This window comes from Rhizobium sp. 268 (genome assembly GCF_036571585.1).
GTDB classification, from domain to species: Bacteria; Pseudomonadota; Alphaproteobacteria; order Rhizobiales; family Rhizobiaceae; genus Rhizobium; species Rhizobium redzepovicii.
This window is the reverse complement of record NZ_JAPPSO010000008.1, coordinates 1-23,512: the sequence shown is the minus strand read 5'-3', so window position 1 is coordinate 23,512 and position 23,512 is coordinate 1. Positions and strand designations below refer to the sequence as shown.

The window sequence follows — 23,512 nt, the reverse complement described above, 5'->3', positions numbered from 1 at the left end:
AAAAATCGCACCCCCCTTTCAACACCCGGTCTCGCCCATGAAGAAATTTTGGATCACTGTCAGCGTTATTGCAGTTGCCGCCGTCGGCGTCTGGCAATTCGGGAATCTGATCCCTTATGCCTCCCGCATTCCCACCCTCTCGCAGTTCATCAAGCAGCCGGTTGGCGGCAATGGCGGGCAGCCGGCACAGGGCGATCAGGCGCAGGCCGATCAAGCGCAGAACGGTGGGCAACATCAGGGCGGCGGGCGTAGACGCGGCGGTGGTGGCCCGACGATCGTGAAGACCGTTGCAGCTGTGAAAACTGCGCTGCCGACGGATGTGACGGCTTCCGGCTGGGCCGATGCCGACGACAACACAACCATTGCCGCACAGGAACAGGGCCTGATCGTCAGCATCAATGGCCAGGATGGGGCGACCGTCAAAGTCGGCGACCTGATCGCCAAGCTCGACGACCGGACGGCCAAGGCCGCCGTCGACAAGGACAATGCGATGATCGTGCGGGACACGGCGACGCTTTCGGAATCCGAAACCGCGCTGGTGCGCGCCCAGGACCTCTTCGATCAGAAAGCCGGCACTCAGCAGAGCCTCGATCAGGCGAGAGCCGCCCGCGATACCGCCGCCGCCACGGTCGACGCCGATAAGGCGACGCTGGCCTCGGATCAGATCATTCTTGAAAATACCGATATCCGCGCACCCTTCGACGGCCGGCTCGGCGATATCGCCATCAGCAGGGGCGCTTTCCTCAATGCCGGCTCGGCGATCGTCACCATCGCCAAATACGATCCGATCTATGTGAAATTTCATCTGCAGGAACGCTATCTCAGGGAATTGAAGACCGCGCTCGCAGCCGGCCCGGTCGAGGTCAGCACGGTTCCCGCCTCCACCAAGGGGCAGGTCCGCAAGGGCGAGATCAGCTTCTACGACAACACCGTCGACACCGCCTCGGGCACGATCCTCGCCAAGGCGAAATTCGAGAATGCCTCCGGCGCGCTCTGGCCCGGCCAGTCGGTCAACATCGTCGTGCATTTCAACAATGACGAACAGCAGGTGGTGGTGCCGACCGTGGCCGTCAGCCCCGGTCCGGAGGGGTTCTTCGCCTTCGTCGCCAAGGACGGCAAATCGCATCTGACGCCGGTCACCGTCGCCCGCGCCAATGGCGGCTTCACCGCCATCGCATCGGGTCTTTCGGAAGGCGACCATGTCGTCGTCGAGGGCCAGGGCCAGCTCAGCGACCAGCAGGCGATCAACGAGCAGTTCGACGAAAAAGCGCTTGATGTCGCCTCCGCCGACGAACCTCGGCAGCCCCAGCTATCCGAGACGATCGCGGTGGGAGCTCAGCAATGATCCCGAATTTCTGTATCCAGCGCCCCGTCGCGACGACGCTGCTCGCCATCGGCGTCATTCTGGCCGGTCTTGCCGGTTACCGGCTCGTGCCCGTCGCGGCCCTGCCGCAGGTCGATTTTCCGACGATCAACGTTTCGGCGCAGTTGAGCGGCGCCTCGCCGCAGACGATGGCGACCTCGGTCGCCACACCGCTGATCAAGCAGTTCGAGACCATTCCCGGGATCACCGAAATCAGCGCCTCGAGCTCGCTCGGCAGCAGCAGCATCGTGCTGCAGTTCGATCTCAACCGCGATATCGACGCCGCTGCGGCCGACGTGCAGGCGGCGATCTCGCATGCCACCCGGCAGTTGCCCGACAATCTGACGACGCCGCCGAGCTACCGCAAGACCAACCCGGCCGATGCGCCGGTCATGCTGCTCGCCGTGCAGAGCAACACCATGCCGCGCAGCAAGCTCGACGAGATCGCCGAGGACATCATCTCGCCGTCGCTGTCGACGCTTCCCGGCGTCGCTCAGGTCAGCGTTTTTGGCGCCCAGACCTATGCCGTGCGCGTCGAGGTCGATCCCAACAAGCTGCTTACCCGTGGCATCGGCATCGATACCGTCAACAAGGCGCTTGCTGCCGCCAACAGCCAGCAGCCGGTGGGAACACTGCAGAATAATTCGCAAAGCATGACCATCACGGCGAACACCCAGCGCACCAATGCCGAACAATTCCGCTCGCTGGTCATTGCCAATCCGAACGGCGCGCCGATCCATCTCGGCGATGTCGCCGATGTGCAGGACAGCGTCGAGAACCAGTATACCGGCAGCTGGTATGACGGCCAGCGCGGCATCATCCTCGCCATCCAGCGTCAGCCGGATGCCAACACGGTCGATGTCATTGATGCAATCAACGCCAAGCTGCCGCAGCTTCACGCCGAAATCCCGCCGTCGGTGAACACCGTCGTCATGAACGACGCGGCAAAACCCATTCGCGCCGCCATTTCAGACGTGAAGTTCACGCTGTTCCTGACGATCGGCCTCGTCGTTCTCGTCATCTACCTCTTCACCGGTCATGCCACGGCAACGATCATTCCGGGACTTGCCGTTCCGCTGTCGCTCATCTCGACCTTCGGCATGATGTATGTGCTCGGCTACAGCATCGACAACATCTCGCTCTTGGGGCTGACGCTCGCGGTCGGGCTGGTGGTCGACGACGCGATCGTCATGCTGGAAAATATCCTGCGCCATGTCGAAGAAGGCATGCCGGTGCGGGAGGCGGCGATCAAGGGGGCCGGCGAAGTCAGCTACACCATCATCTCCATGTCGGTTTCGCTGATCGCGGTGTTCATCCCGATCCTCCTGATGGGCGGCGTCGTCGGCCGCGTGTTCAACGAATTCGGCATGGTGGTCGCCATCGCCATCATCTCCTCGGCGATCGTCTCGCTGACTGTGACGCCGATGCTCGGCTCGCGCCTCTCCAACAACCACAGCCGCCCGCCGCTCCTCATCCGCATCTTCGATGCCGGCTTCGAGCGGACGCTCAACGGCTATGACAGGGCGGTCGGCTGGTGCCTTGGCCATCGCCTGACGATCCTCGGGGTTTTCGCCGGCTCGGTGGCGCTGACGATCTATTTCTTCATGGCGCTGCCGACGAGTTTCTTCCCGCAGGAAGACATCGGCCGGCTGACGATCAGCACCCAGGCGCGGCAGGACATTTCCTATACCGCCATGGAGGCGCTGCAGCAGCAGGCGGCAGCCGCCGTCAAGGCGAACCCGGCGGTCAACCACGTGATGTCGACGATTGGCGGCAACCCGAACAAACCGCAGAACAACGGCTCGATGTTTGTCGAACTCAAGGACAAGAAGGAGCGCCCGCCGCTTGACCAGACGCTGCGCGAGCTGCGCACGGCGATCAACAAGATCCCCGGATTGCAGGCCTTCGTGACGCCGAACCAGAGCCTGCGTTTCGGCGGCCGCCAGACCGCCAGCCAGTATCAGCTGGTGGTGCAGGCGCTCAGCGCCGACCAGACCAACCTCTGGGCCGGCAAGATCCAGGCGGCGATGCGTGGCGACCGAGGCCTGTTCACGGATGTGACCTCGGACGCCCAGAACAACGCCCTGCAGGCCAATATCGTCATCGACAGCGAGCGGGCCGCCGCCTACGGCATCGACAACGACACGCTGCGCACGACGCTGCAGGAATCCTTCAGCGGCTATGCGGCCGCAGAAATCCAGTCGACCGGCGACAGCTACGACGTCATCGTCGAATACGACACCAGCAAACCCTGGGACGACCAGAAGCTGTCGGAAATCCGTGTCATCTCCGCCAATGGCAGCCTGGTGCCGCTGTCGAACTTCGCCCATGTACAACGCACCACCGGCCCGGTCACCATCAACCAGACGGGTCAGCTGGTCTCGACCACGGTGTCCTTCAACCTGCCGGAAGGTGTGTCGCTCAGCGACGCCACGGCGGCGATCGAGCAGATCAAGAGGGACATCAGCGTGCCGGCCGACGTCTTCACCTCCTATGGCGGCACTGCGGAGATTTTCCAGCAGTCGCAGGGCAATACACCCTATCTGATCCTGGCGGCAGTGCTGACCATCTATGTCGTGCTCGGCGTGCTCTATGAGAGCTTCATCCATCCGCTCACCATCCTCTCCGGCCTGCCGGCTGCGGCCTTCGGCGCGCTGCTGGCACTTGACATCATGGGCTTCGATCTGTCGATCATCGCTTTGATCGGCCTGTTGATGCTGATCGGCATCGTCAAGAAGAACGCGATCATGATGATCGACGTGGCGGTGGAGACCATGCGCACAACAGGCGAAAAGGCTACGGCAGCGATCCATGAGGCCTGCGTGCGGCGCTTCCGGCCGATCATGATGACGACCTTCTGCGCCCTGCTCGGCGCCCTGCCGATCGCGCTCGGCACCGGCGCAAGCTCGGAACTGCGCCAGCCGCTCGGCATCGCCGTCGTCGGCGGCCTGATCGTCTCGCAGATGCTGACGCTCTTCATCACCCCGGTCATCTTCGTCGAGATGGACCGCTTCGGAAACTTCCTCGGCCGCCTGATCGGCCACAAGAAGGTAGAGGAGCCGGAGGTGCAGGAGGCAAGGGCAATGGCCGCCGAGTGATGACGGCCCTCTGACTTCGGCATTGCCGATTGCCCCTTGCGGCGCACTTCTTCTTCCAACCGGGAGAAGAAGTGCGCCCGCGATCACATCAACTTCCGCTCCTCTTGAATGTGTCACGCCTCTGTGGCATCACCCGCCCTCCTGAATCCGGGGCGTGCTTACGTCCCTTCGCGGAGCCACGCTCCGTCTCCAACAACAATCGGCATGAAGAGGTGCGGGCATGGCTCAGGCGCTGGGTTTGGACTTCGGCACGACGAATACGGTTCTCGCCATGGCGGATGGCGGGGCGACGCGCTCGATGGCATTCACGAGTACCGAAGGCACGGCCGACAGCATGCGCACGGCGCTTTCCTTCATGAAGGATGCGCAGCTCGGCGCTTCGGCGCTGAAGGTGGAGGCCGGCCATGCGGCGATCCGCCAATTCATCGACAATCCCGGCGAATGTCGCTTTCTGCAGTCGATCAAGACGTTTGCGGCGAGCGCGCTGTTCCAGGGCACGCTGATCTTCGCCAAGCGGCATAATTTCGAGGATCTGATGGAGATCTTCGTGCGGCGCCTGCGCAACTATGCCGGCGACCACTGGCCTTCGGATGTCAGCCGCATCGTCACCGGCCGGCCGGTGCATTTTGCCGGCGCCAGCCCCGATCCCGATCTCGCGACCGAACGCTACAATGAGGCGCTGTCGCGCTTCGGCTTTCCCGAGATCCACTATGTCTACGAACCGGTCGCCGCCGCCTTCTACTTCGCGCAGAACCTGAAGCAGGATGCAACCGTGCTGGTCGCCGATTTCGGCGGCGGCACGACCGACTATTCGCTGATCCGCTTCGAGACCGTCGCCGGCAAGCTGACGGCAACGCCGATCGGCCATTCCGGCGTCGGCGTCGCCGGCGACCATTTCGATTACAGGATGATCGACAACATCGTCGCGCCGCAGATCGGCAAGGGCAGCCATTTCAAAAGCTTCGACAAGATCCTCGAAGTGCCGTCCAACTACTATTCCAGCTTCGGCCGCTGGAACCAGCTGTCGATCTTCAAGACGACGCGCGAATTCGAGGATCTGAAGAAGCTGGTGCGCACCAGCCTGGAACCGGAAAAGCTCGAAATCTTCATCGACCTGATCGATCATGACGAGGGCTATCCGCTCTATCAGGCGGTGTCGGCGACAAAGATGGCGCTGTCGGCGGCCGAAGAGGCGCCTTTCGATTTCGCGCCGCTTGGCCGCGGCGGGCATCGCAGCATCCGGCGCAGCGATTTCGAAGGCTGGATCGCCGAGGATCTCGCCCGCATCGAAGGCGCGCTCGACGACGTGCTCGACAAGACCAGGACGAAGCCCGGAGAGATCGACAAGGTGTTCCTCACCGGCGGCACCTCCTTCGTGCCGGCGGTGCGGCGCATCTTCACCGAGCGCTTCGAGCGCGACCGGATCGAAAGCGGCGGCGAGCTTTTGTCGATCGCTCACGGTCTGGCGCTGATCGGCGAACGCGACGACATCGCGCAATGGACTGTGCAATAGGCTTGCAAGGGCGGCCAATATGCCGCGCGCCCTTTCAATGCCCATTTCTCTCCGTTAAGCTTGCCGCATGATTTCCACCAACGATCTTTCCCCCGCCGAGCTTGCAGCGCTTCTGCACTTCCATGCGGATGCCGGCGTGGAGTGGCTGCTGGAGGAAGAGGCGATCGACCGCTTCGCCGAGTTCGAAGCGATGAAAGCGGCGCGGCGCCCGGCCACGCAAGCGCAGCCGCAACCTGCCGCCGCCGGGGAGCGTGCCGCGCCCGGCGAAAGCCGGACATCGCCGCGTCCGAATGCAGCGGCACGCCCGGCCCCGGCTGAACGCGCCGCTTCCGGCCCGCAACCGGCGATCCCGGATGGCGAGGCCGTGCAGCAGGCGCGTTTCGTCGCCGAATCCGCGCGGTCGCTGGCAGAGCTCAAGACCGCACTCGAAGCCTTCAACGGCTGCAATCTCAAGCACAGCGCCCGCTCGACCATCTTTGCCAGCGGCGATGCCGAAAGCGGCATCATGGTGATCGGCTCGGCGCCAGGCGCCGAAGACGATCGCGAAGGTGTGCCCTTCTCCGGAAAATCCGGCCAGCTGTTCGACAAGATGCTGGCGGCGATCGGGCTGAGGCGTTCAGCCATTCTGCTGACGCAGGTCATCCCGTGGCGGCCACCCGGCAATCGTGCGCCCTCGGCCGCCGAAATGGATATCTGCCGGCCTTTCATCGAACGGCAGATCGCGCTGGCCGAACCCAAGGCCATCCTGCTGCTCGGTAATTTTTCGGCCCGCTTCTTCTTCGGCGAAAACGACACGATTCACGGCCTGCGCGGCCGCTGGAAGGAAATTGCCGCTGCGGACTGTGTCATTCCTGCCATAGCCAGCCTGCATCCGCAGGATCTGTTGACCGCGCCCGTCAACAAGCGGCTGGCCTGGAACGACCTGCTCGCTTTTCAAGCAAAGCTTAAGTCCCTCTCTTTGCTTAGAAATTAGCCAAAGTTGAATAATTTGTGAATCGATCTATGCGTATATCGCATGGCTGCATCCCGCCGTGACGCATTGCGGAATCAATGCTGCACCGCAATATGAGGTGGTGTCTTGGGAGGAACCACAGGAACCAAGGCCATGAACAAGCATTTTCGTCCTATCCATAGCGGGTTTGAAACCCTTCGCCTCGCCGGCGACCAAGTTCGTTCCACCCACGGCTACAGCCGTTTCGGCTTTGCCGCGAACGAACAGATGACCGCCCGCGGCACCGGCATCAACGGCCGCACGGCGCGCCCCGACGCGATTTTCTCGGACTTCCAGCAGTATTGAGCGGCAGGCACTCTGCCTGCCTTCAAGAGTAAAGAGTAACAAGATGACGATCCTGATATCGCTTCTGCGCAACATCGAAATCTTCGAGCATATCCGCGCTGCGCTCTCCGCCGCGCGGGAATATGAACGCGAGCTTTCGGTGAAGCCGGCCGATGCCGGCAGACATGGCCGAAGTGCCGCGGCAATCGTTCTCTGATCAGACGGCCATTTCCTCGAACTGGGCTTTCGCCCATTCGAAGGCCTCGTCGACATAGGCGAACTTGACCGCCTGCCAGGCGCAATATTGCTCGACGAAATCCCGAGATATCCACAGATGCGCCTTGCGCGGTTCATCATCCCAGCCGACGCAGCCGCGCTGCGCCGCCTTTGCCAGTAGCCGCTGCAGATGGGTGCGCGACATCATGAAGTCGGCCGCGAGCGCGCGGGTTTCGACGCGGCCGACGGAATACCTCCCTGGTTCGCCGCTTTCTATATCCATGCGGGCGATGAAGTTGTCGATGACGAGGCCGCCGGCTTCCGTCCAGAGGAACAGCGCCACCTGTTCCGGCGGCTCGCGCCAGGCGGCGTCTTCCAGGCAATGGCGGGCAATGCGCGGCTGAACCAGCCGCATCAATGATGGGTTTGCCTGGAAAAACGCTGCCCTTTGACCGCCATCCAGCAGATCGAGCGCACCGAGATTGGAATGAATCCAGGCAAACATCGCCTGATGGCTGACCTCGGCCGGCTCGAAATGACGCGGCCGCCGCCGCTCGTCGCCCGGTGTGTGGACAATGAAGCGGTAGGTATAAAGCTCTTCGATGAAGGCGAGCACGGTGTTGCGGCTCGCCACCTTATGCGCGGTGATGCGTCCGGTCAGCCGGACGGCGGTGAAACCCGAGGTCGGGTCGCGCGGATCATATTCCAGGTTGAGGGCATAGGCAGTCTGGGTCAGAAGCCAGCGCTGATGCGAAGCGAGCAATCGCGCCAACCGTGGGCCGGCATCGAACATACCGCGCATCTGCCCAGCCAAAAAGCGGATGCTCAGCAGAAAGGAACAGTTCCCCGCCAATTGCTCCGCCGTGAATGCCATTACGCTTTTCTCCACCTCCCCTCGCCGGCCGGCGATCGGAGTAACGACACCGAGCGCTCTTCCGGCATCAGCGCCATTCAGACATGCACAGCTTCGAATAAATGATACTCTCTCATCTTCAACAAACATATTCCAAGAAGCAACGGTATCCCAAGAATTCACCATTCTTTTCGTCCCTTGCGCGCAATTTTCGAATCACGGCAACCACCACATTAAAGCCTTTCATATCAGCAGCTTGCCGGTGTCAGGCCGGCGGCGTCGTGGCTTTGCGCGCCTCCCGTTGCTCGATTCCCAGCTGATGCTCGCGATAGATGATGAAGATGCCGGCGGAGACGACGATCAGAGTGCCGATCAGCATGGTCACGCTCGGCACGTCGCCGAAGACGAAATAGGCAACGATGCCGCCGAGCAGGATCGAGGTATATTCAAACGGCGCGATGGTGGAGACGTCGGCATGGCGGTAGCTTTCGGTCAAGAGGATCTGTGCGACGCCGCCGCAAAAGCCGGCCGCGATCAGATAGAGCGCCGACGGCCAAGGCAGAATGAGCCAGCCGAACGGCAGGGAGGCCAGCGAGAAGACCGAAGCGGTGAGCGAGAAATAGAGCACGATCGTCGCCGTCTTCTCCTCCTCGACGAGACGGCGCACCTGGATCATCGCCATGCCGCCGAGAACGGCCGAGATGAGCACTGCGAGCGCGCCAATGGCCTGTTCGGCTTCCATGCCGCCATCGCGGAACAGCGTCAGCTTCGGCCAGGAGACGATGGCGACGCCGACGATGCCGACTAGGACGGCGCTCCAGCGATAGATGCGCACGGTCTCGCCGAGAAAAACCGCGGCGAAGATAACGGCGACGAGCGGCAGCGCATAACCGAGCGCGATCGCCTCCGGCAGCGGCAGATGCAGGAGGCCGTAGAAACCGAAAGCCATCGACATGATGCCGATCGTGCCGCGCTTGAGGTGGCCGACCGGATTGGCAGTGTAGAAAGCGGCGCGCAGTTGCCCGATATAGGCGAGATAGGCGATGATCGGGAAGAGCGCGAAGAAGGACCTGCAAAAAGTGACCTGCCCCGGCGGGATGGCCGAGCCCGCCAGCTTGATGAAGGTCTGCATGGCCAGGAAGACCACGACCGACGAGACTTTCAGCGCAATGCCTCTCATCGGGTTTTTGAGAACCGCGTGCATGATCCTGGCTCTTGATATCGACTTAACAGGAACGGGAAGACGCGTTCGACTCGGGAACGCTGGGGATGACCTCTTCCATCGTAGCGGAAGAAAATCCCGATTGGCGAAAAATCGCAGGCGGCGCGGAAGAATCACAAAATTGCTTTCCGCCGCAGGCCCGACGATGCGGCAATGCGCGCCCTCGCGTCGAATTTTCGCTCTCTTCAGCCATTCCCCCCGAAATGTTTACCTCTGACCGCTCGGTGTTAACCAATTGAAAACCATAGGCACGCATCGTTTTCGCTGATCTCGAAATTTCCTCGCCCCCAAGACGATTGCCGCCCTTCCAGGATCATTTGATGAAGCCGCTCAGCGCAGAAACCATTGCCCAGTCGCAGAATGCGACACCGCGCTCGATGCGCGTCGTCACCGACGGCATCAGCACCGACCTTGAGCGCTTCAGCGCCGAAAACACCAATATCGTCAAGCAGATCAAGCTGCTCGCCATCAATGCGCTGATCGAAGCGGCAAGAGCCGGTGAGACCGGAAAGGGCTTCGCTGTCGTTGCCAACGAGGTGCAGCGGTTGGCGCAGATCGCAACCGACATCACCGGCAGGTTCGAGAGCAACGTGCTCGGCCGCATCGGCCTCAGCCGCGCCATGGCGGATTGCCTGGTCGAGCAGATGGAGGGCGTCCGCCTCACCGACCTGGCGCAGACGCTGGTGCAGCTCATCGTCCGCAACCTCTTCGAGCGTACCGCCGATGTGCGCTGGTGGGCGACGGACCCGGCACTCTGGCAGGCGCTGCAGAACCCCGATCGGGACACCGTCGCCTTTGCAGCGCAGCGCCTCGGCGCCATCAACCGCTTCTACACTGTCTATCTCGATCTCGTCGTGACCGATCTCTCGGGCAAGGTGATCGCCTCCGCCAATCCCAAGTTCCAGCGCAAGATCGGCGGGGCAAGCCTTGCCGGTGATCCGTGGTTCCGCGCGGCTTCGGCGTGCTCCTCCGGTGACGCTTATAGTGTCGACGAGGTCAAATCGAGCCCGCTCCACGACAACAGGCATGCGCTCGTCTATGCCACCGGCATCCGCGAAGGCGGCAAGATCGACGGGCGGCTGATCGGCACGCTCGGCGTCTATTTCGACTGGCAGAACCAGGGCCAGGCGATCGTCGAGAAAGAGGCGAACCTGCCGCCGCAGCTGGCGGAGAAAACGACGGTCATGCTGCTCGACGGCAAGAGCCGGGTCATCGCCAGCACTAATCCCGCCCTGCTCTTTTCCCATTTTGCCCTCGCCAACCCGTCCGGCCGGGCCAAGGGTAGCTACTACGACAATAGCGGCTCGATCGTCGCCTTCGCACGCACCCTCGGCTACGAGGATTACGACGGGCTCGGCTGGTACGGCGTCGTCGTCCAGCGGACGGAAAACGACGCGACGATCAAGGCAGCGCTCAATTTGAAATAGCGCCATCCCGCCAGCAGCGGCGTTCATCCGCCCGAAACAGGATATTTTGCCCGCGAACTTGGTGTTCGCGGGCAATTTGCTTTAACTTTAGTTCAGACTTTAATGTAATCATGCCCGGCAAATTTATGGCAGAGTGCGCCCGCCTCTGTATTCCGCGGTTGTCAAATAACGGTCTTCAGGAAACACCATGCGAACAGATAACGGCCAGATCATTCATCTGGCAGATTACCGTCCCACCGACTTCGTGCTGGAACGCGTGGACCTGACGTTCGAACTCGATCCGACGGAGACAAAGGTCGAGGCACGCCTGATCTTTCATCGCCGCCCAGGCGCCGATCTGGCAGCGCCGATCGTGCTTGACGGCGACGAGTTGACGCTGTCGGGGCTGCTCTTCGACCAGGTGGAGCTCGAACCTTCGCGGTATGACGCTACAGCGGAAAGCCTGACGGTGCGCGACCTGCCGGAAAGCGCTCCCTTCGAGCTGACGATCACCACGCTCATCAATCCCGAGGCCAACACCCAGCTGATGGGCCTTTACCGCACCGGCGGCATCTACTGCACGCAATGCGAGGCGGAAGGTTTCCGCCGCATCACCTATTTCCCCGATCGTCCGGACGTGCTTGCACCGTTCACGGTCAATATCATCGCGGACAAGGACGCCAACCCGCTGCTCCTCTCGAACGGCAACTTCCTCGGCGGCGCCGGCTACGGCCCCGGCAAGCATTTCGCCGCCTGGTTCGACCCGCATCCGAAGCCAAGCTATCTCTTCGCGCTCGTTGCCGGCGATCTCGGCGTCGTCGAAGACACGTTCACCACCATGTCCGGCCGCGAGGTGGTGCTGAAGATCTATGTCGAACACGGCAAGGAGCCGCGCGCGGCCTATGCCATGGACGCGCTGAAGCGCTCGATGGCATGGGACGAAGAGAGGTTCGGACGCGAATACGACCTCGACATCTTCATGATCGTCGCCGTCTCCGACTTCAACATGGGCGCGATGGAGAACAAGGGTCTCAACGTCTTCAACGACAGATACGTCCTTGCCGATCCCGAGACCGCGACCGATGCCGACTACGCCAATATCGAAGCGGTCATCGCGCATGAATATTTCCACAATTGGACCGGCAACCGCATCACCTGCCGCGACTGGTTCCAGCTGTGCCTTAAGGAAGGCCTGACGGTCTATCGCGATCAGGAATTCTCCTCCGATCAGCGCTCGCGCCCGGTCAAACGCATCGCCGATGTTCGTCACCTGAAATCCGAGCAGTTTCCGGAAGATGGCGGCCCGCTCGCCCATCCTGTGCGGCCGACGACCTATCGCGAGATCAACAATTTCTACACGAGGACCGTCTACGAGAAGGGCAGCGAAGTGACGCGGATGATCGCGACGCTGCTCGGCAAGGACGACTTCAAGAAGGGCATGGACCTCTATTTCGACCGCCATGACGGCCAGGCGGTGACGATCGAGGATTTCGTCAAATGCTTCGAGGATGCGAGCGGACGCGACCTCACGCAATTCTCGCTCTGGTACCATCAGGCCGGCACGCCGCTGGTCACCGCATCGGGCAGCTATGATGCGGCGGCGGCCACCTTCACCCTGTCGCTCGAACAGATGATCCCGGCAACGCCCGGCCAGTCGAGCAAGGAATCGATGCATATTCCGCTCAGCCTGGCGCTCTTCGGCGAAAACGGCGGCAAGCTCGAGCCGAGCTTGGTCGACGGCGCCGAATATGCCGGCGAGGTGCTGCATCTCACCGGCCGCACGCAGACGGTGGTGTTTCACGGTATCGGCTCGCGGCCGGTCGTTTCGATCAACCGCAGCTTCTCGGCGCCGATCAATCTGCATTTCGATCAGAGCCCAGCCGATCTCGCCCATCTCGCCCGCCATGAGACCGATCACTTCGCCCGCTGGCAGGCCCTGACCGATCTGGCGCTGCCGAACCTCCTGAAAGCCGCCCGCGACGCGCGCGAGGGCAAGCCTGTTGTCTGCGAGGCGACTTTCGTCGGGACGCTGATTGCGGCCGCCGCCGACGACACCCTCGAGCCCGCCTTCCGCGCCCAGGCGCTGGCGCTGCCGAGCGAATCCGATATTGCCCGCGAACTCGGCGGCAATAACGATCCCGATGCCATCCATGCCGGCCGGCAGGCGATCCTGAAACAGGTCGCCGAGGCCGGAAAGGATGTTTTTGCCGGCCTCTACGCCGCGACGGCGACATCGGGCGATTTCAGCCCGGACGCAAGGAGCGCCGGCCTCAGGGCGCTGCGCAATACGGCGCTGACCTATCTCTCGCACGCCGAGCAGACGCCGGCCCGCGCCAGAGCCGCCTTCGATGCGGCCAACAACATGACCGATCTCAGCCATGCGCTGACGATCCTCGCCCATCGTTTCCCCGACAGCACCGAGACCGCCGAGGCGCTCGCCGCCTTCCGTCAGCGCTTTGCGGAGAATGCGCTCGTCATCGACAAATGGTTTGCCATCCAGGCCGGCATTCCCGGCTCAAAAACCCTGGAACGGGTCCGCACCCTGATGGACGATTCGCTGTTCAAGCGGACCAATCCGAACCGGATGCGGTCGCTGGTCGGCACCTTCGCCTTTGCCAATCCGACCGGCTTCGGCCGCGCCGACGGCGAAGGCTATCGTTTCCTCGCCCGTCAGATTCTCGATATCGACGAGCGCAATCCGCAGCTTGCCGCCCGCATTCTGACTTCGATGCGCTCCTGGCGCTCGCTCGAACCGGTGCGGGCCGATCATGCCCGCGCAGCGCTGAACGAGATCGAGCGGGCTGCCGCTCTTTCGACCGACGTGCGCGATATCGTCGAGCGCACGCTGAAGGGGTGATTTGCTTCGGCCGGCTGCCGCGAATAATTCGGCGGCCGGTTGCCGAGCAAATCGAATTGCCCGAAAAACACGAGATTCTAAATAGTTAACGGATTTTTACCTTTGCCTCTGGACAAGGCGAATCACCCATGATTCTCTAGGTCAGGTTCGAGCGAGCGGCGCGCGAATCACACGAGGGACAAGGCGAAGAGATGATGGACGTGCGGCGGGCAACCGTGGCCGGAGGACGGCTGCGTGTCGATTTTGACGGGTTGAAAGCCTGGCGAGACAGCCTTTCCGGTCATGCGACATCGGAACCACTTCTCCGTCATCTGCCGAAGGCGGAACTGCTCCTGAAGCGCGCCATTCCGGCGCTGATCGTCGCCTTCCTCTTTGTTGTCGCCGCCTCGCATTTCTTCGGCATGGTCAGCGAATATTCCCGCCTGGAAGCCTCGGCCCGCCATGCCACCGCGCTTTCGGCCGCGACCGCCTCCGCAGTGTTTGCCGATACATCCGAGATTTTCGACAGCGGCGACATCGCGGAAGCGCAGGCAAGGCTTGCCAGGTTCCTGCCGCAGGACCGGCTCGACAGCGGCGCCTTCGTGCTCCTTGTCCAGGCAAGCGGCAAGGTCTTTGCCGCAACGACCGCCGGGCTTTCGCATGTCGGCAGCAATGTCGGCGATTTCTTTCCCGAGGTCTCGGCAATCCGGCGTTTCGGCGATCGCGCCGGCGTCATCGAAACGACGATCGGCGGCGTGCCGCACTATGCCGAGATCACGCTGATGGGCAATGCCGGCGGTTATATCGTCGCCGCCACCTCGCTCGACGAGATCAGCCGCCTCTGGCGCGAGCAGCTCGCCCTCAACGTCACGCTGTTTGCCGGCATCTCCTCGATCCTGCTGGTCATCCTCTATGCCTATTACACGCAGGTGAAACGCGCCCGCGACGCCGACGACATCTTTCTGGAATCGAACCTGCGCGTCGAGACGGCGCTGTCGCGCGGCCGCTGCGGCCTTTGGGACTTCGATTTCGAGAACCGCGAATTCTTCTGGTCGCGCTCGATGTACGACATGCTCGGCCTGCCGGGTTCCGACAAGACGATGGGTTTCGGCGAAGCCGCGCGACTGATGCATCCCGATGACGGCGGGCTCTACGAGATCGCGCGCGCCATCGCCAAGGGCCACTCCGGCCAGGTCGATCAGATCTTCCGCATGCGCCATGCCGGCGGCCACTATGTCTGGATGCGCGCCCGTGCCCAGGTGATCCGCAGCAATTCCGGCCGCGTGCACCTGATCGGCATCGCCATGGACGTGACCGAGCAGCATCGGCTTGCCCAGCGTTACGCCGAAGCCGACCAGCGCCTTGCCGACGCCATCGAATGCACCTCTGAGGCCTTCGTGCTCTGGGACAAGAACGATCGGCTGGTCATGTGCAACACCCATTTCCAGCAGGCTTACGGCTTGCCGGACAGCGTGCTGGTGCCCGGCACCGAGCGCTCGATCGTCAATGCCGCCGCTGCCCGCCCCGTCATCGAACGTCGGATCGCCGACGCCGACGGTTCCGGCTATTCGCGCACGACCGAGGTGCAGCTTGCCGACGAGCGCTGGCTGCAGATCAACGAGCGGCGCACCCGAGACGGCGGCAGGGTCTCTGTGGGAACCGACATCACCCTGATGAAACGCCATCAGGAGCGGCTGCGCGAATCCGAACGCCGGCTGATGGCGACGATCGGCGATCTCTCCGCCTCGCGGCAGACGCTGGAGATCCAGAAATCCGAGCTTTCGACGGCGAACGCCAACTACCAGGCGGAGAAAGAGCGCGCCGAGGCCGCCAACAAGGCGAAATCGGAATTTCTCGCCAACATGTCGCATGAGCTGCGCACGCCGCTGAACGCCATCCTCGGCTTCTCCGAAATCCTGCAGAACCAGATGTTCGGACCGCTCGGCTCGCTGAAATACGACGAATATGCCCGTGACATCCATGACAGCGGCAAACATCTGCTCAACGTCATCAACGACATTCTCGACATGTCGAAGATCGAGGCCGGCCATCTCAGGCTGCATTGCGAGCGCATCGATCTCGTGCCGCTGATCGAGGAAAGCCTGCGCTTCACGGCCATTCCGGCGGCCGAGAAGAACATCGTCATCGATCAGCGCATCTCATCCGGCCTGACGCTGACCGCCGACCGCCGGGCGATGAAACAGGTGCTTCTCAACCTGCTCTCCAATGCCGTGAAGTTCACCGACAATGGCGGCCGCATCGCGGTGCGCACACGCCGCATCGACGGTGCCGTGCTCGTCACCATCGCCGATACCGGCATCGGCATTCCCCGCTCGGCGCTGTCGAAGATCGGCCAGCCCTTCGAACAGGTGCAGAGCCAATATGCCAAGAGCAAGGGCGGCTCCGGCCTCGGGCTTGCCATCTCCCGCTCGCTGACCGCGCTGCATGGCGGCCGCATGAAGATCCGCTCCCGCGAAGCCGTGGGCACGGTGATCTCGCTGCGCATCCCGGACGACGTCTAAGGAACGGCGGCGGCGTCGCCGATGCATTCAAGCCTTCACGACAGTCAGGAAGATCTTCCTGACCGCCTTCGAAAGCCGCTTCACTTCACCTTCCAGCGTCCTGATATCAGGGCAGTCGCCGGCGCGGCAGACCAATTCGACGAGACCGGCGGGCGCGTCGTTCGGATCGAACAGGCCGTCGATGCAGAGGCGGATCAGCTGCGACAGGCTGGTATAAAGGGCAAAAGCCTCAAGGCATGTGTCGAGATCGGCCGTCGCCATCAGCCTATCGCCAATCACCTTCAGCGCCTCGCCGGTGCTCAGCCCGTTGACGGCAGTGCCGACGCCTTTGGTGGGGGCGATCAGCGCCAGGTACTGGGCAATGAATTCGAGGTCGATGACGCCGCCGGAGATCAGCTTCAGGTCCCAGGGGGTGGATGGCGGCTTTTCCGTGTCGATCAGCGCGCGCATCTCGGCGACGTCATGCGCCACCTTGGCAATGTCGCGATCTGACGTCAGCACCTCGCGGATGATATGCTCCGCCTCGGCGATCAGGCTGTCATCGCCTGAAATCAGCCGGGCGCGGCTCAGCGCCATGTGCTCCCAGGTCCAGGCCTCCTCGCGCTGATATTTGCCGAAGGCATTGATGCGGGTGGCGACCGGTCCCTTGTTGCCGGAAGGGCGCAGCCGCATGTCGACCTCATAGAGCACGCCTTCGGCGGTCGGCGCCGACAGGGCGGCGATCAGCCTTTGGGTGATGCGGGTGAAGTAACGCGTCGCGTCGAGCGGCTTTGCCCCATCGGATTCGGAGGCAGCATCGTCATAGTCATAGAGCAGGATCAGGTCGATGTCGGAGCCCGCCGTCAGCTCGAAGCTGCCGAGCTTGCCCATGCCGGCAACGGCGATGCGTCCGCCGGGATAGTCACCATGTGCCCCCCGCATCTCACTCACCACGGCATTGAGCGCGGCTGATATGATGAGGTCGGCGAGATGGGTGAAGGCGCGGGCGGCCATGTCGCCGTTGATCGCGCCGGTCAGCAGGCGTATGCCGATGAGGAAGCGCTGTTCGGCCGCGAAGATGCGCAGCCGGTCGAGCACCTCCTCATAGTGGCGGGCCTGGGCAAGCGAGCCCTTCAGCCGCTCGCCGAGATAATCGCGGGTCGGCAGTTCGGCCATCAGGCCGGGATCGAGCATGCCGTCGAAGACATGCGGCCTGGCGGCAATCACCTCGGCAAGGCGGGGTGCCGAGGACATGATGTTGACGATCAGCGACAGGAGCGCCGGATTGCTGCCGAGCAGCGAGAACAGCTGGATGCCGGAGGGAAGGCCGGAGATGAAGCTGTCGAAGCGCAGCAGCGCTTCGTCGGCGCGCTTGCTTTCGCCGAAGACCCGCAAAAGCTCCGGTGCCAGCTCCGTCAACCTTTCGCGCGCCTCGACCGATTGCGTCGCGCGGTAGCGGCCGTAGTGCCAGGTGCGGATGATGCGCGAGATGTCGGAGGGCCGGGTGAAGCCGAGCTTCTTCAGCGTCTCCAGCGTATCGGGATCGTCGCCCTGGCCGGTGAAGACGAGGTTTCCGGTGCCGGTGGAAAGTTTGCTTTCCTGTTCGAACAAATGCGCATAACGCCGCTCGACCGTCTTCAGCACGCCGACCAGCCGTTCGGCAAAGCTCGGCGTATCGGTAAAGCCCATCATGAAAGCGATGCGCTTCAGGTCGCCATCGGTTTCCGGCAGCAGGTGGGTCTGCTCGTCGCGCACCATCTGGATGCGATGTTCGACATCGCGCAGGAACCAGTAGGCCTCCGTCAGTTCGTCCCGCGTCTCGGCATCGATCCATTTCGCCTTGGTGAGTTCACCGAGCGTTTCTTCCGTCGCCCGGCCGCGCAAGGCCGGCATGCGGCCGCCGGCGATCAGTTGCTGGGTCTGGACGAAGAATTCGATCTCGCGGATACCGCCGCGGCCAAGCTTGACGTTGTGGCCTTTGACGGCAATGGCGCCGTGGCCCTTATGCGCGTGGATCTGCCGCTTGATCGAATGGATATCGGCGATCGCCGCATAATCGAGATATTTGCGGAAGACGAAAGGGGAAAGCCCGCGCAGGAAATCGCTGCCCGCCGCAAGGTCGCCGGCGACGGCGCGCGCCTTGATGAAGGCTGCCCGCTCCCAGTTCTGACCCCTGCCCTCATAATAGATCATCGCCGCCTCGACCGGGATCGCCAGCGGCGTCGAGCCGGGGTCGGGGCGCAATCTGAGATCGGTGCGGAAGACGTAGCCGTCCGCCGTGCGCTCCTGCAGGATGCGCACCAGCCGGCGCATCATCCGGGGGAACACCTCGATCGCGTCATCGGGATCGGGCACGATGCCGGCCTCTTCATCGAAGAAGACGACCAAATCGATATCGGAGGAATAGTTGAGCTCGCAGGCGCCAAGTTTGCCCATGCCGAGCACGATCAGCCCGGAGCCGTCGCTCGGGGCCGCCGGATTGCGCAGCCTGAGCTTTCCGCCCTCATGGGCCGCCAGCAGCAGATGGTCGATCGCGGCGGCGACCGACGCTTCGGCCAGCTCGCTCAGCCAGGCCGTCGTCGCCCGCCCGTCGAAAATGCGCGAGAGATCGGCGAGCGCGACGAGGAAAGCGACCTTGCGCTTGATGATGCGCAGCCTGGTCATCACCACGGATTCGGCGGGTGCTGCCCCCTCGCCGTCCGGCCGCCAGCAACCGCGCGCTTCGGCGACTAGCGCCTCGATCTGGGGCTCCAGCGGTTGCGCGATGGCGCCGGCAAGGATGGCGGGATCGAGATTGGCGATTTCGCGCAGATAAGGCGACAGCGTCAGCGCCGCGGCAATAAAATCGCGTAGCGGGCCTTCCGTCTTCAGCATCGCAGCCACCGACGGCTGGCTTTTGCCAGCCTCCTGGAGGTCGGCCAGCGCCAGCTTCAGCTCCGTCTGGCTCAGCGGACGCAGCAGCCCTTCGGCCACGTCCTTCAGGCCATGCGTCGATTTCGTCAGCATGCGCTCTCCCTGGCTTTAGGCGAAAGGAGCGACCACGTCGAATCGCGAACTGTCTCCTTCGGTCGGGATTAAACTAGGGTCTTGGCACCAAACCGCCAATACGCGATTCAGCCTATCGGACTTCGGCGGAAAAGATCACGCGGCCTTGGCCGGGAAGATCATGCTGACGGTCAAGCCGCGCTGTTCGGGCTTGTCGGGATCGGTGTCCGAAAGTTCCAGGCGGCCGTTGTGCAGCTCCATGACGGCTTCTACCAGCGAAAGGCCGAGCCCCGTGCCGGGCTTCGAACGACTTTCGTCGAGACGGACGAAGCGCTTCACCACATCGTCGCGCCGTTCGGCCGGAACGCCCGGACCGTGGTCGGCCACCGAAAGACAGATGCCGTCCGGGCGGCGGGCAAGCTTCAGCGACACCGTGCCAGCGCCTTCGGTATCGGAGGAATATTTGATGGCATTGTCGAGCAGGTTGAAAATCGCCTGGCCGATCAGTTCGCGATTGCCCTGGACCTCGACGCCTGGCTCGACGCTGGCGCTGAGGCCGAGCCCAGCTTCCTCGGCCGCCGGCTCGTAAAGCTCGGCGCTGTCGGAGACGATCGCGGAAAGCTCCACCGTTGACATCTCCGCCGCCACCGACCCGGCCTCGACGCGGGAGATCATCAGCAGCGCGTTGAAGGTGCGGATCAGCTGGTCCGATTCGGAAATAATGCCTTCGAGCGCTGTCCGCCGCGCCTCGCCATCGGCCATATCGACCGCATCGGCCGCCTTGTTGCGCAGCCGCGTCAGCGGCGTCTTGAGATCGTGGGCGATATTGTCGGAGACCTGCCGCAGGCCCTCGTTCAGCTTTTCGATGCGCTCCAGCATGGTGTTCAAAGACATGGACAGCCGGTCGAATTCATCGCCGGAGCCGCCGACCGGCAGGCGCTGCGACAGGTCGCCGGCCATGATCTTCTTGCTCGCATCCGACATGCGGTCGATGCGTTTCAGCGCATTGCGGCCGATGGCGAACCAGATGATGATCGCGCCGAGCCCCATGATCGCCAGCGCCACCATCAATGCCTGACGCACCAGGAGGCGGAAACGTTCGGGATCGCCGAGGTCCCGGCCGATCAGGATCCGCAAGCCGTTGTCGAGAACGAAGATATTGGCGATCGCCCGATGACGGCGCTCGACACCGCCGCCGTCGGTATAACGTTGATAGGCGAAGGGCGCGGAGGTCCAGCCGACCTCCTCGAAGACGCCCGGCTGCACAGAGGCGACGTTACCTGCGAGAATATCGCCCGAGGGGCCGGCGATGATATAAAGATTGGCGCCCGGCTGGCGGGCACGCCGCTCCATCGTGCGCAACAAAAGGTTCATGCCGCCGGTGTCATAGGCGCGCTGCACCTGCTCTACCTCCTGCTTGACGGCGTCGCGGATCTGGCCGGTCAGCAGCCGTTCCGACATCGCCGTCACATAGAAGACGAGGGTCGCGGCGCAGATGGCGAAAAGCAGGATATAGAGTGCCGAAAGGCGGACTGCAGTGGACTTGAAGAGAACCCTGAAGCGGCTCATCCCTCATCCTTGATCATGTACCCCGCGCCCCGAATGGTCTTCAGGAGCGGCTGGCTGTAGTCCTTCTCGATCTTCGAGCGCAGCCGCGAGACGTGGACGTCAATGACATTGGTCTGCGGATCGAAGTGATAGTCCCAGACATTTTCGAGCAGCATGGTGCGGGTCACTACCTGGCCGGCATTCTTCATCAGATATTCGAGCAGGCGGAATTCGCGCGGCTGCAGCGGGATTTCCTTGCCGCCGCGGCGCACCTCGTGGGAGAGTCGATCGAGTTCGAGATCGCCGACGCGATAGACGACGTCCTGATCCGGCGTGCCCTTGCGGCGGCCGAGTACCTCGACGCGCGCCAGCAATTCGCTGAAGGCATAAGGCTTCGGCAGGTAGTCGTCGCCGCCGGCGCGAAGGCCGGTGACGCGGTCATCGACCTGGCCGAGGGCGGAAAGAATGAGAACCGGGGTATGAATCGCCTTGCGGCGCAGCTCGCTGATGACGGAGAGACCGTCCCGGCGCGGCAGCATGCGATCGATGACGATGACGTCGTAGGTGTTTTCCGACCCCATGAACAGGCCGGCCTCGCCGTCGCTGGCGTGATCGGCAACGATACCCGCCTCGCGAAAGGCTTTCGTGAGGTAGACCGCGGCTTCGAGATCATCTTCGATGATGAGAATCTTCATGCGGCCGACATTACCCACCGGCTGCGTTTCGGCAAGGCTCAAAGCATCTTCCTGCGGCGCGGCGCTCATCGCGATCATCCTTCAAAGGTCAGAAGAATCAAGCCGCGCGGATTTTCATCCGCACGGCTCCTGTTTTCTTAAAGGATCAGCCCCGGCCGTTGATCGGAAGCGCGACGAAACGGCTTCCTTCGCTGGACTGGATCTGGAACAGCGCGCGGGTGCGGCCGTCCTTCTTGGCCTGGTTCAGCACCTTGACGACATCGGCGGGGCTGGAGACTTCCTGGTTGTTGACCGAGGTGATCTTCTCGCCTTCCTTGATGCCCTTGTCCGCGGCGTCGGAGTCCGGATCGATGCCGGTGATCGCCAGGCCCTTGCCGTCGTCGGAGGGACCGACCGTCAGGCCGAGGTCGGCGAGCGCCTTTTCGGACGCCGGCGCTTCGGGCTGCTGCGGCTGGCTGTTGTCATCGGCGTTCGCATCCTTCTGGTCGGCCGGCAGCGTGCCGAGTTCGACGGTCAGAGGCTGGGCCTTGCCGGCGCGCCAGACCGAAAGCTCGACCTTGCTGCCCGGCTGCATCGCGCCGATGCGGCGGCTGAGATCACGCGCATCCTTGATCGTTTCACCGTTCAGCGCCGTGACGACGTCGCCGGCCTTCATGCCGGCCTTGTCACCGGGAGAGCCCGCCTGCGGGGCGACGACAAGGGCGCCGCTCGGCTCGGACAGACCGATAGATTCGGCGATATCCTTGGTCACCGGCTGGATCTGGACACCCAGCCAGCCGCGAGACACCTGGCCATCCTTCATCAGGTCGGCGACGACATCCCTGGCGGTCGAGGCGGGAATGGCGAAGGCGATGCCGACGCTGCCGCCCGACGGCGAAAAGATCGCGGTGTTGATGCCGACGACTTCGCCGCTGAGGTTGAAGGTCGGGCCACCGGAGTTGCCGCGGTTCACGGCCGCGTCCACCTGCAGGTAATCGTCATATGGACCGGAACCGATATCGCGACCGCGGGCCGAAACGATGCCCGCCGTGACCGTGCCGCCGAGACCGAAGGGGTTGCCGACCGCGACGACCCAATCGCCGACGCGGACATTGTTGTCGTCGGCCCAGTTGACATAGGTGAACTTCTTGCCCTTGCCGTCGACCTTGAGCACGGCGAGATCGGTGCGCGGATCCTTGCCGATCAGCTTGGCATCGAGTTCGGTGCCATCATTCATGACGGCGACGAAGGCCTGGCCATCGGACACCACGTGGTTGTTGGTGACGATGTAGCCGTCCTCGGAAATGAAGAAGCCCGAGCCTTGAGCGACCGGACGCAGCCGGCCCTTGCCGCCCGGGCCATTCGGGCCGCCCGGACCGTTCTGGCCAAAGCGCCGCTGATGGCCCTGCTGATCATTTGGGTCCTGGCCGCCGAACTGCTTGAAGAAGCGCTTCAGCGGATGATCATCGGGAAGATCATCGAAGCCGCGGCCGTTGAAATCGAAGGACAGGCCATCATTGTCAGAGACGGGATTGACGCGGTTTTCGACACGAACGGAAACGACGGCCGGCGAAACGGCGTCGACAACATTGGCGAAGCTCGGCACGGCAGGCGCCTGAACCTTGACGGCTTCGGCATAAGACCGGGTGATTTCGAGCGGAACGCCGGTTGCGAGCACAGCGGCTGCGATACCGGCGACGGTAGAAGCCTTGAGCACGGTGGCGAGGGACGGACGTCCGTTGAAATTCTTGAGCATTGGAGCACCTTCTCTTGTTCTTAAATCTTCAGCCCGGCAGCGCCGGATCAGTCGATGCATCAAGATATAGGATGGCGCACCTTACTGCGAACTGTCCGGCCAATGAAAAATTGGTAATGTGTGAAAATGTTTGGTCGCGGGCTGGCGATTGCCGCCGGCGGACCGCTACTTTTCCAGGAGCTCGTTCAACTTCGACTGCTCATCCGCGGTCAATTTACTTCCTGTCGGCTTGCCTGACCGCCTGCGGGCAAAGACCAGCAGTGAC

The 23,512-nt window shown here is 62.9% G+C and carries 16 protein-coding genes and 1 pseudogene; 10 read left to right on the top strand and 7 right to left on the bottom strand.

The annotated features are described in order from the left end of the window. The first annotated feature begins 37 nt into the window (after window positions 1-37). The 6 genes from OS035_RS16620 to OS035_RS16595 all read left to right on the top strand — a co-directional run bounded on the left by OS035_RS16620 (window position 38) and on the right by OS035_RS16595 (window position 7,467). On the top strand, window positions 38-1,345 hold the full coding sequence (locus OS035_RS16620; RefSeq protein ID WP_097629473.1) for an efflux RND transporter periplasmic adaptor subunit: 1,308 nt from the start codon (window positions 38-40) through the stop codon (window positions 1,343-1,345). After that, window positions 1,342-4,461: an efflux RND transporter permease subunit gene (locus OS035_RS16615; RefSeq protein ID WP_097629472.1), complete on the top strand. Its 3,120-nt coding sequence runs from the start codon at window positions 1,342-1,344 to the stop codon at window positions 4,459-4,461. Before OS035_RS16620 ends, OS035_RS16615 begins: the two co-directional genes overlap by 4 nt. Window positions 4,462-4,681: 220 nt before the next feature. Continuing rightward, window positions 4,682-5,974, top strand: coding sequence for an Hsp70 family protein (locus tag OS035_RS16610; RefSeq protein WP_097629471.1), 1,293 nt, complete (start codon window positions 4,682-4,684; stop codon window positions 5,972-5,974). A 67-nt stretch (window positions 5,975-6,041) separates the two neighbouring features. Further along, complete coding sequence (locus OS035_RS16605) at window positions 6,042-6,947, top strand: uracil-DNA glycosylase (RefSeq protein WP_097629470.1); 906 nt, start codon at window positions 6,042-6,044, stop codon at window positions 6,945-6,947. Window positions 6,948-7,079: 132 nt separating this feature from the next. Beyond that, window positions 7,080-7,271, top strand: a complete 192-nt coding sequence (locus OS035_RS16600; protein WP_003569328.1) for a hypothetical protein — start codon at window positions 7,080-7,082, stop codon at window positions 7,269-7,271. Between the two features lie 43 nt (window positions 7,272-7,314). Continuing rightward, window positions 7,315-7,467 carry a hypothetical protein gene (locus tag OS035_RS16595; RefSeq protein ID WP_165503977.1) on the top strand — a complete coding sequence of 51 codons (153 nt, stop codon included), beginning with the start codon at window positions 7,315-7,317 and terminating at the stop codon, window positions 7,465-7,467. Here the strand turns inward: OS035_RS16595 and OS035_RS16590 are convergent, their stop codons facing one another. Together OS035_RS16590 and OS035_RS16585 are read right to left on the bottom strand one after the other, a co-directional pair. Further along, entirely contained in the window at window positions 7,468-8,340 is an 873-nt protein-coding gene (locus tag OS035_RS16590) for a hypothetical protein (RefSeq protein WP_097629469.1), read from the bottom strand. A 244-nt stretch (window positions 8,341-8,584) separates the two neighbouring features. Beyond that, window positions 8,585-9,523 (bottom strand): DMT family transporter, encoded by a 939-nt coding sequence (locus OS035_RS16585; protein WP_131711783.1) that lies wholly within the window; start codon window positions 9,521-9,523, stop codon window positions 8,585-8,587. Between the two features lie 65 nt (window positions 9,524-9,588). Here OS035_RS16585 and OS035_RS16580 point away from each other — a divergent pair, with 65 nt between their 5' ends. From OS035_RS16580 to OS035_RS16565, 4 genes are all read left to right on the top strand, one after another. Next, a complete protein-coding gene (locus OS035_RS16580; RefSeq protein WP_165503978.1) occupies window positions 9,589-9,780 on the top strand; it encodes a hypothetical protein in 192 nt (63 codons plus the stop codon). A gap of 81 nt (window positions 9,781-9,861) precedes the next feature. After that, entirely contained in the window at window positions 9,862-10,968 is a 1,107-nt protein-coding gene (locus OS035_RS16575) for a cache domain-containing protein (protein WP_331813911.1), read from the top strand. Between the two features lie 187 nt (window positions 10,969-11,155). Beyond that, on the top strand, window positions 11,156-13,804 hold the full coding sequence (gene pepN, locus OS035_RS16570; RefSeq protein ID WP_097629465.1) for an aminopeptidase N: 2,649 nt from the start codon (window positions 11,156-11,158) through the stop codon (window positions 13,802-13,804). Between the two features lie 191 nt (window positions 13,805-13,995). Beyond that, window positions 13,996-16,305, top strand: coding sequence for a PAS domain-containing sensor histidine kinase (locus OS035_RS16565; RefSeq protein WP_097629464.1), 2,310 nt, complete (start codon window positions 13,996-13,998; stop codon window positions 16,303-16,305). Window positions 16,306-16,332: 27 nt separating this feature from the next. Here the strand turns inward: OS035_RS16565 and OS035_RS16560 are convergent, their stop codons facing one another. The 5 genes and pseudogenes from OS035_RS16560 to OS035_RS16540 all read right to left on the bottom strand — a co-directional run. Beyond that, window positions 16,333-19,290: a bifunctional [glutamine synthetase] adenylyltransferase/[glutamine synthetase]-adenylyl-L-tyrosine phosphorylase gene (locus OS035_RS16560; protein WP_097629463.1), complete on the bottom strand. Its 2,958-nt coding sequence runs from the start codon at window positions 19,288-19,290 to the stop codon at window positions 16,333-16,335. Window positions 19,291-19,425: 135 nt separating this feature from the next. Further along, a complete protein-coding gene (locus OS035_RS16555) occupies window positions 19,426-20,838 on the bottom strand; it encodes a sensor histidine kinase (protein ID WP_097629462.1) in 1,413 nt (470 codons plus the stop codon). Continuing rightward, window positions 20,835-21,590 (bottom strand): response regulator transcription factor, encoded by a 756-nt coding sequence (locus OS035_RS16550; protein ID WP_375166091.1) that lies wholly within the window; start codon window positions 21,588-21,590, stop codon window positions 20,835-20,837. Before OS035_RS16550 ends, OS035_RS16555 begins: the two co-directional genes overlap by 4 nt. 67 nt (window positions 21,591-21,657) lie before the next feature. Next, complete coding sequence (locus OS035_RS16545; protein WP_097629461.1) at window positions 21,658-23,247, bottom strand: Do family serine endopeptidase; 1,590 nt, start codon at window positions 23,245-23,247, stop codon at window positions 21,658-21,660. A gap of 165 nt (window positions 23,248-23,412) precedes the next feature. Then, window positions 23,413-23,512, bottom strand: a pseudogene (locus tag OS035_RS16540) (cytochrome c-type biogenesis protein CcmH); the annotation flags it as partial.

What these genes read in the sequence shown, in the direction of transcription:
- OS035_RS16620 (WP_097629473.1), top strand. Translation starts at nt 38, where the DNA reads ATGAAGAAATTTTGGATCACTGTCAGCGTTATTGCAGTTGCCGCCGTC.
- OS035_RS16615 (WP_097629472.1), top strand. Translation starts at nt 1,342, where the DNA reads ATGATCCCGAATTTCTGTATCCAGCGCCCCGTCGCGACGACGCTGCTC.
- OS035_RS16610 (WP_097629471.1), top strand. Translation starts at nt 4,682, where the DNA reads ATGGCTCAGGCGCTGGGTTTGGACTTCGGCACGACGAATACGGTTCTC.
- OS035_RS16605 (WP_097629470.1), top strand. Translation starts at nt 6,042, where the DNA reads ATGATTTCCACCAACGATCTTTCCCCCGCCGAGCTTGCAGCGCTTCTG.
- OS035_RS16600 (WP_003569328.1), top strand. Translation starts at nt 7,080, where the DNA reads ATGAACAAGCATTTTCGTCCTATCCATAGCGGGTTTGAAACCCTTCGC.
- OS035_RS16595 (WP_165503977.1), top strand. Translation starts at nt 7,315, where the DNA reads ATGACGATCCTGATATCGCTTCTGCGCAACATCGAAATCTTCGAGCAT.
- OS035_RS16590 (WP_097629469.1), bottom strand. Translation starts at nt 8,340, where the DNA reads ATGGCATTCACGGCGGAGCAATTGGCGGGGAACTGTTCCTTTCTGCTG.
- OS035_RS16585 (WP_131711783.1), bottom strand. Translation starts at nt 9,523, where the DNA reads ATGCACGCGGTTCTCAAAAACCCGATGAGAGGCATTGCGCTGAAAGTC.
- OS035_RS16580 (WP_165503978.1), top strand. Translation starts at nt 9,589, where the DNA reads ATGACCTCTTCCATCGTAGCGGAAGAAAATCCCGATTGGCGAAAAATC.
- OS035_RS16575 (WP_331813911.1), top strand. Translation starts at nt 9,862, where the DNA reads ATGAAGCCGCTCAGCGCAGAAACCATTGCCCAGTCGCAGAATGCGACA.
- pepN (WP_097629465.1), top strand. Translation starts at nt 11,156, where the DNA reads ATGCGAACAGATAACGGCCAGATCATTCATCTGGCAGATTACCGTCCC.
- OS035_RS16565 (WP_097629464.1), top strand. Translation starts at nt 13,996, where the DNA reads ATGATGGACGTGCGGCGGGCAACCGTGGCCGGAGGACGGCTGCGTGTC.
- OS035_RS16560 (WP_097629463.1), bottom strand. Translation starts at nt 19,290, where the DNA reads ATGCTGACGAAATCGACGCATGGCCTGAAGGACGTGGCCGAAGGGCTG.
- OS035_RS16555 (WP_097629462.1), bottom strand. Translation starts at nt 20,838, where the DNA reads ATGAGCCGCTTCAGGGTTCTCTTCAAGTCCACTGCAGTCCGCCTTTCG.
- OS035_RS16550 (WP_375166091.1), bottom strand. Translation starts at nt 21,590, where the DNA reads ATGATCGCGATGAGCGCCGCGCCGCAGGAAGATGCTTTGAGCCTTGCC.
- OS035_RS16545 (WP_097629461.1), bottom strand. Translation starts at nt 23,247, where the DNA reads ATGCTCAAGAATTTCAACGGACGTCCGTCCCTCGCCACCGTGCTCAAG.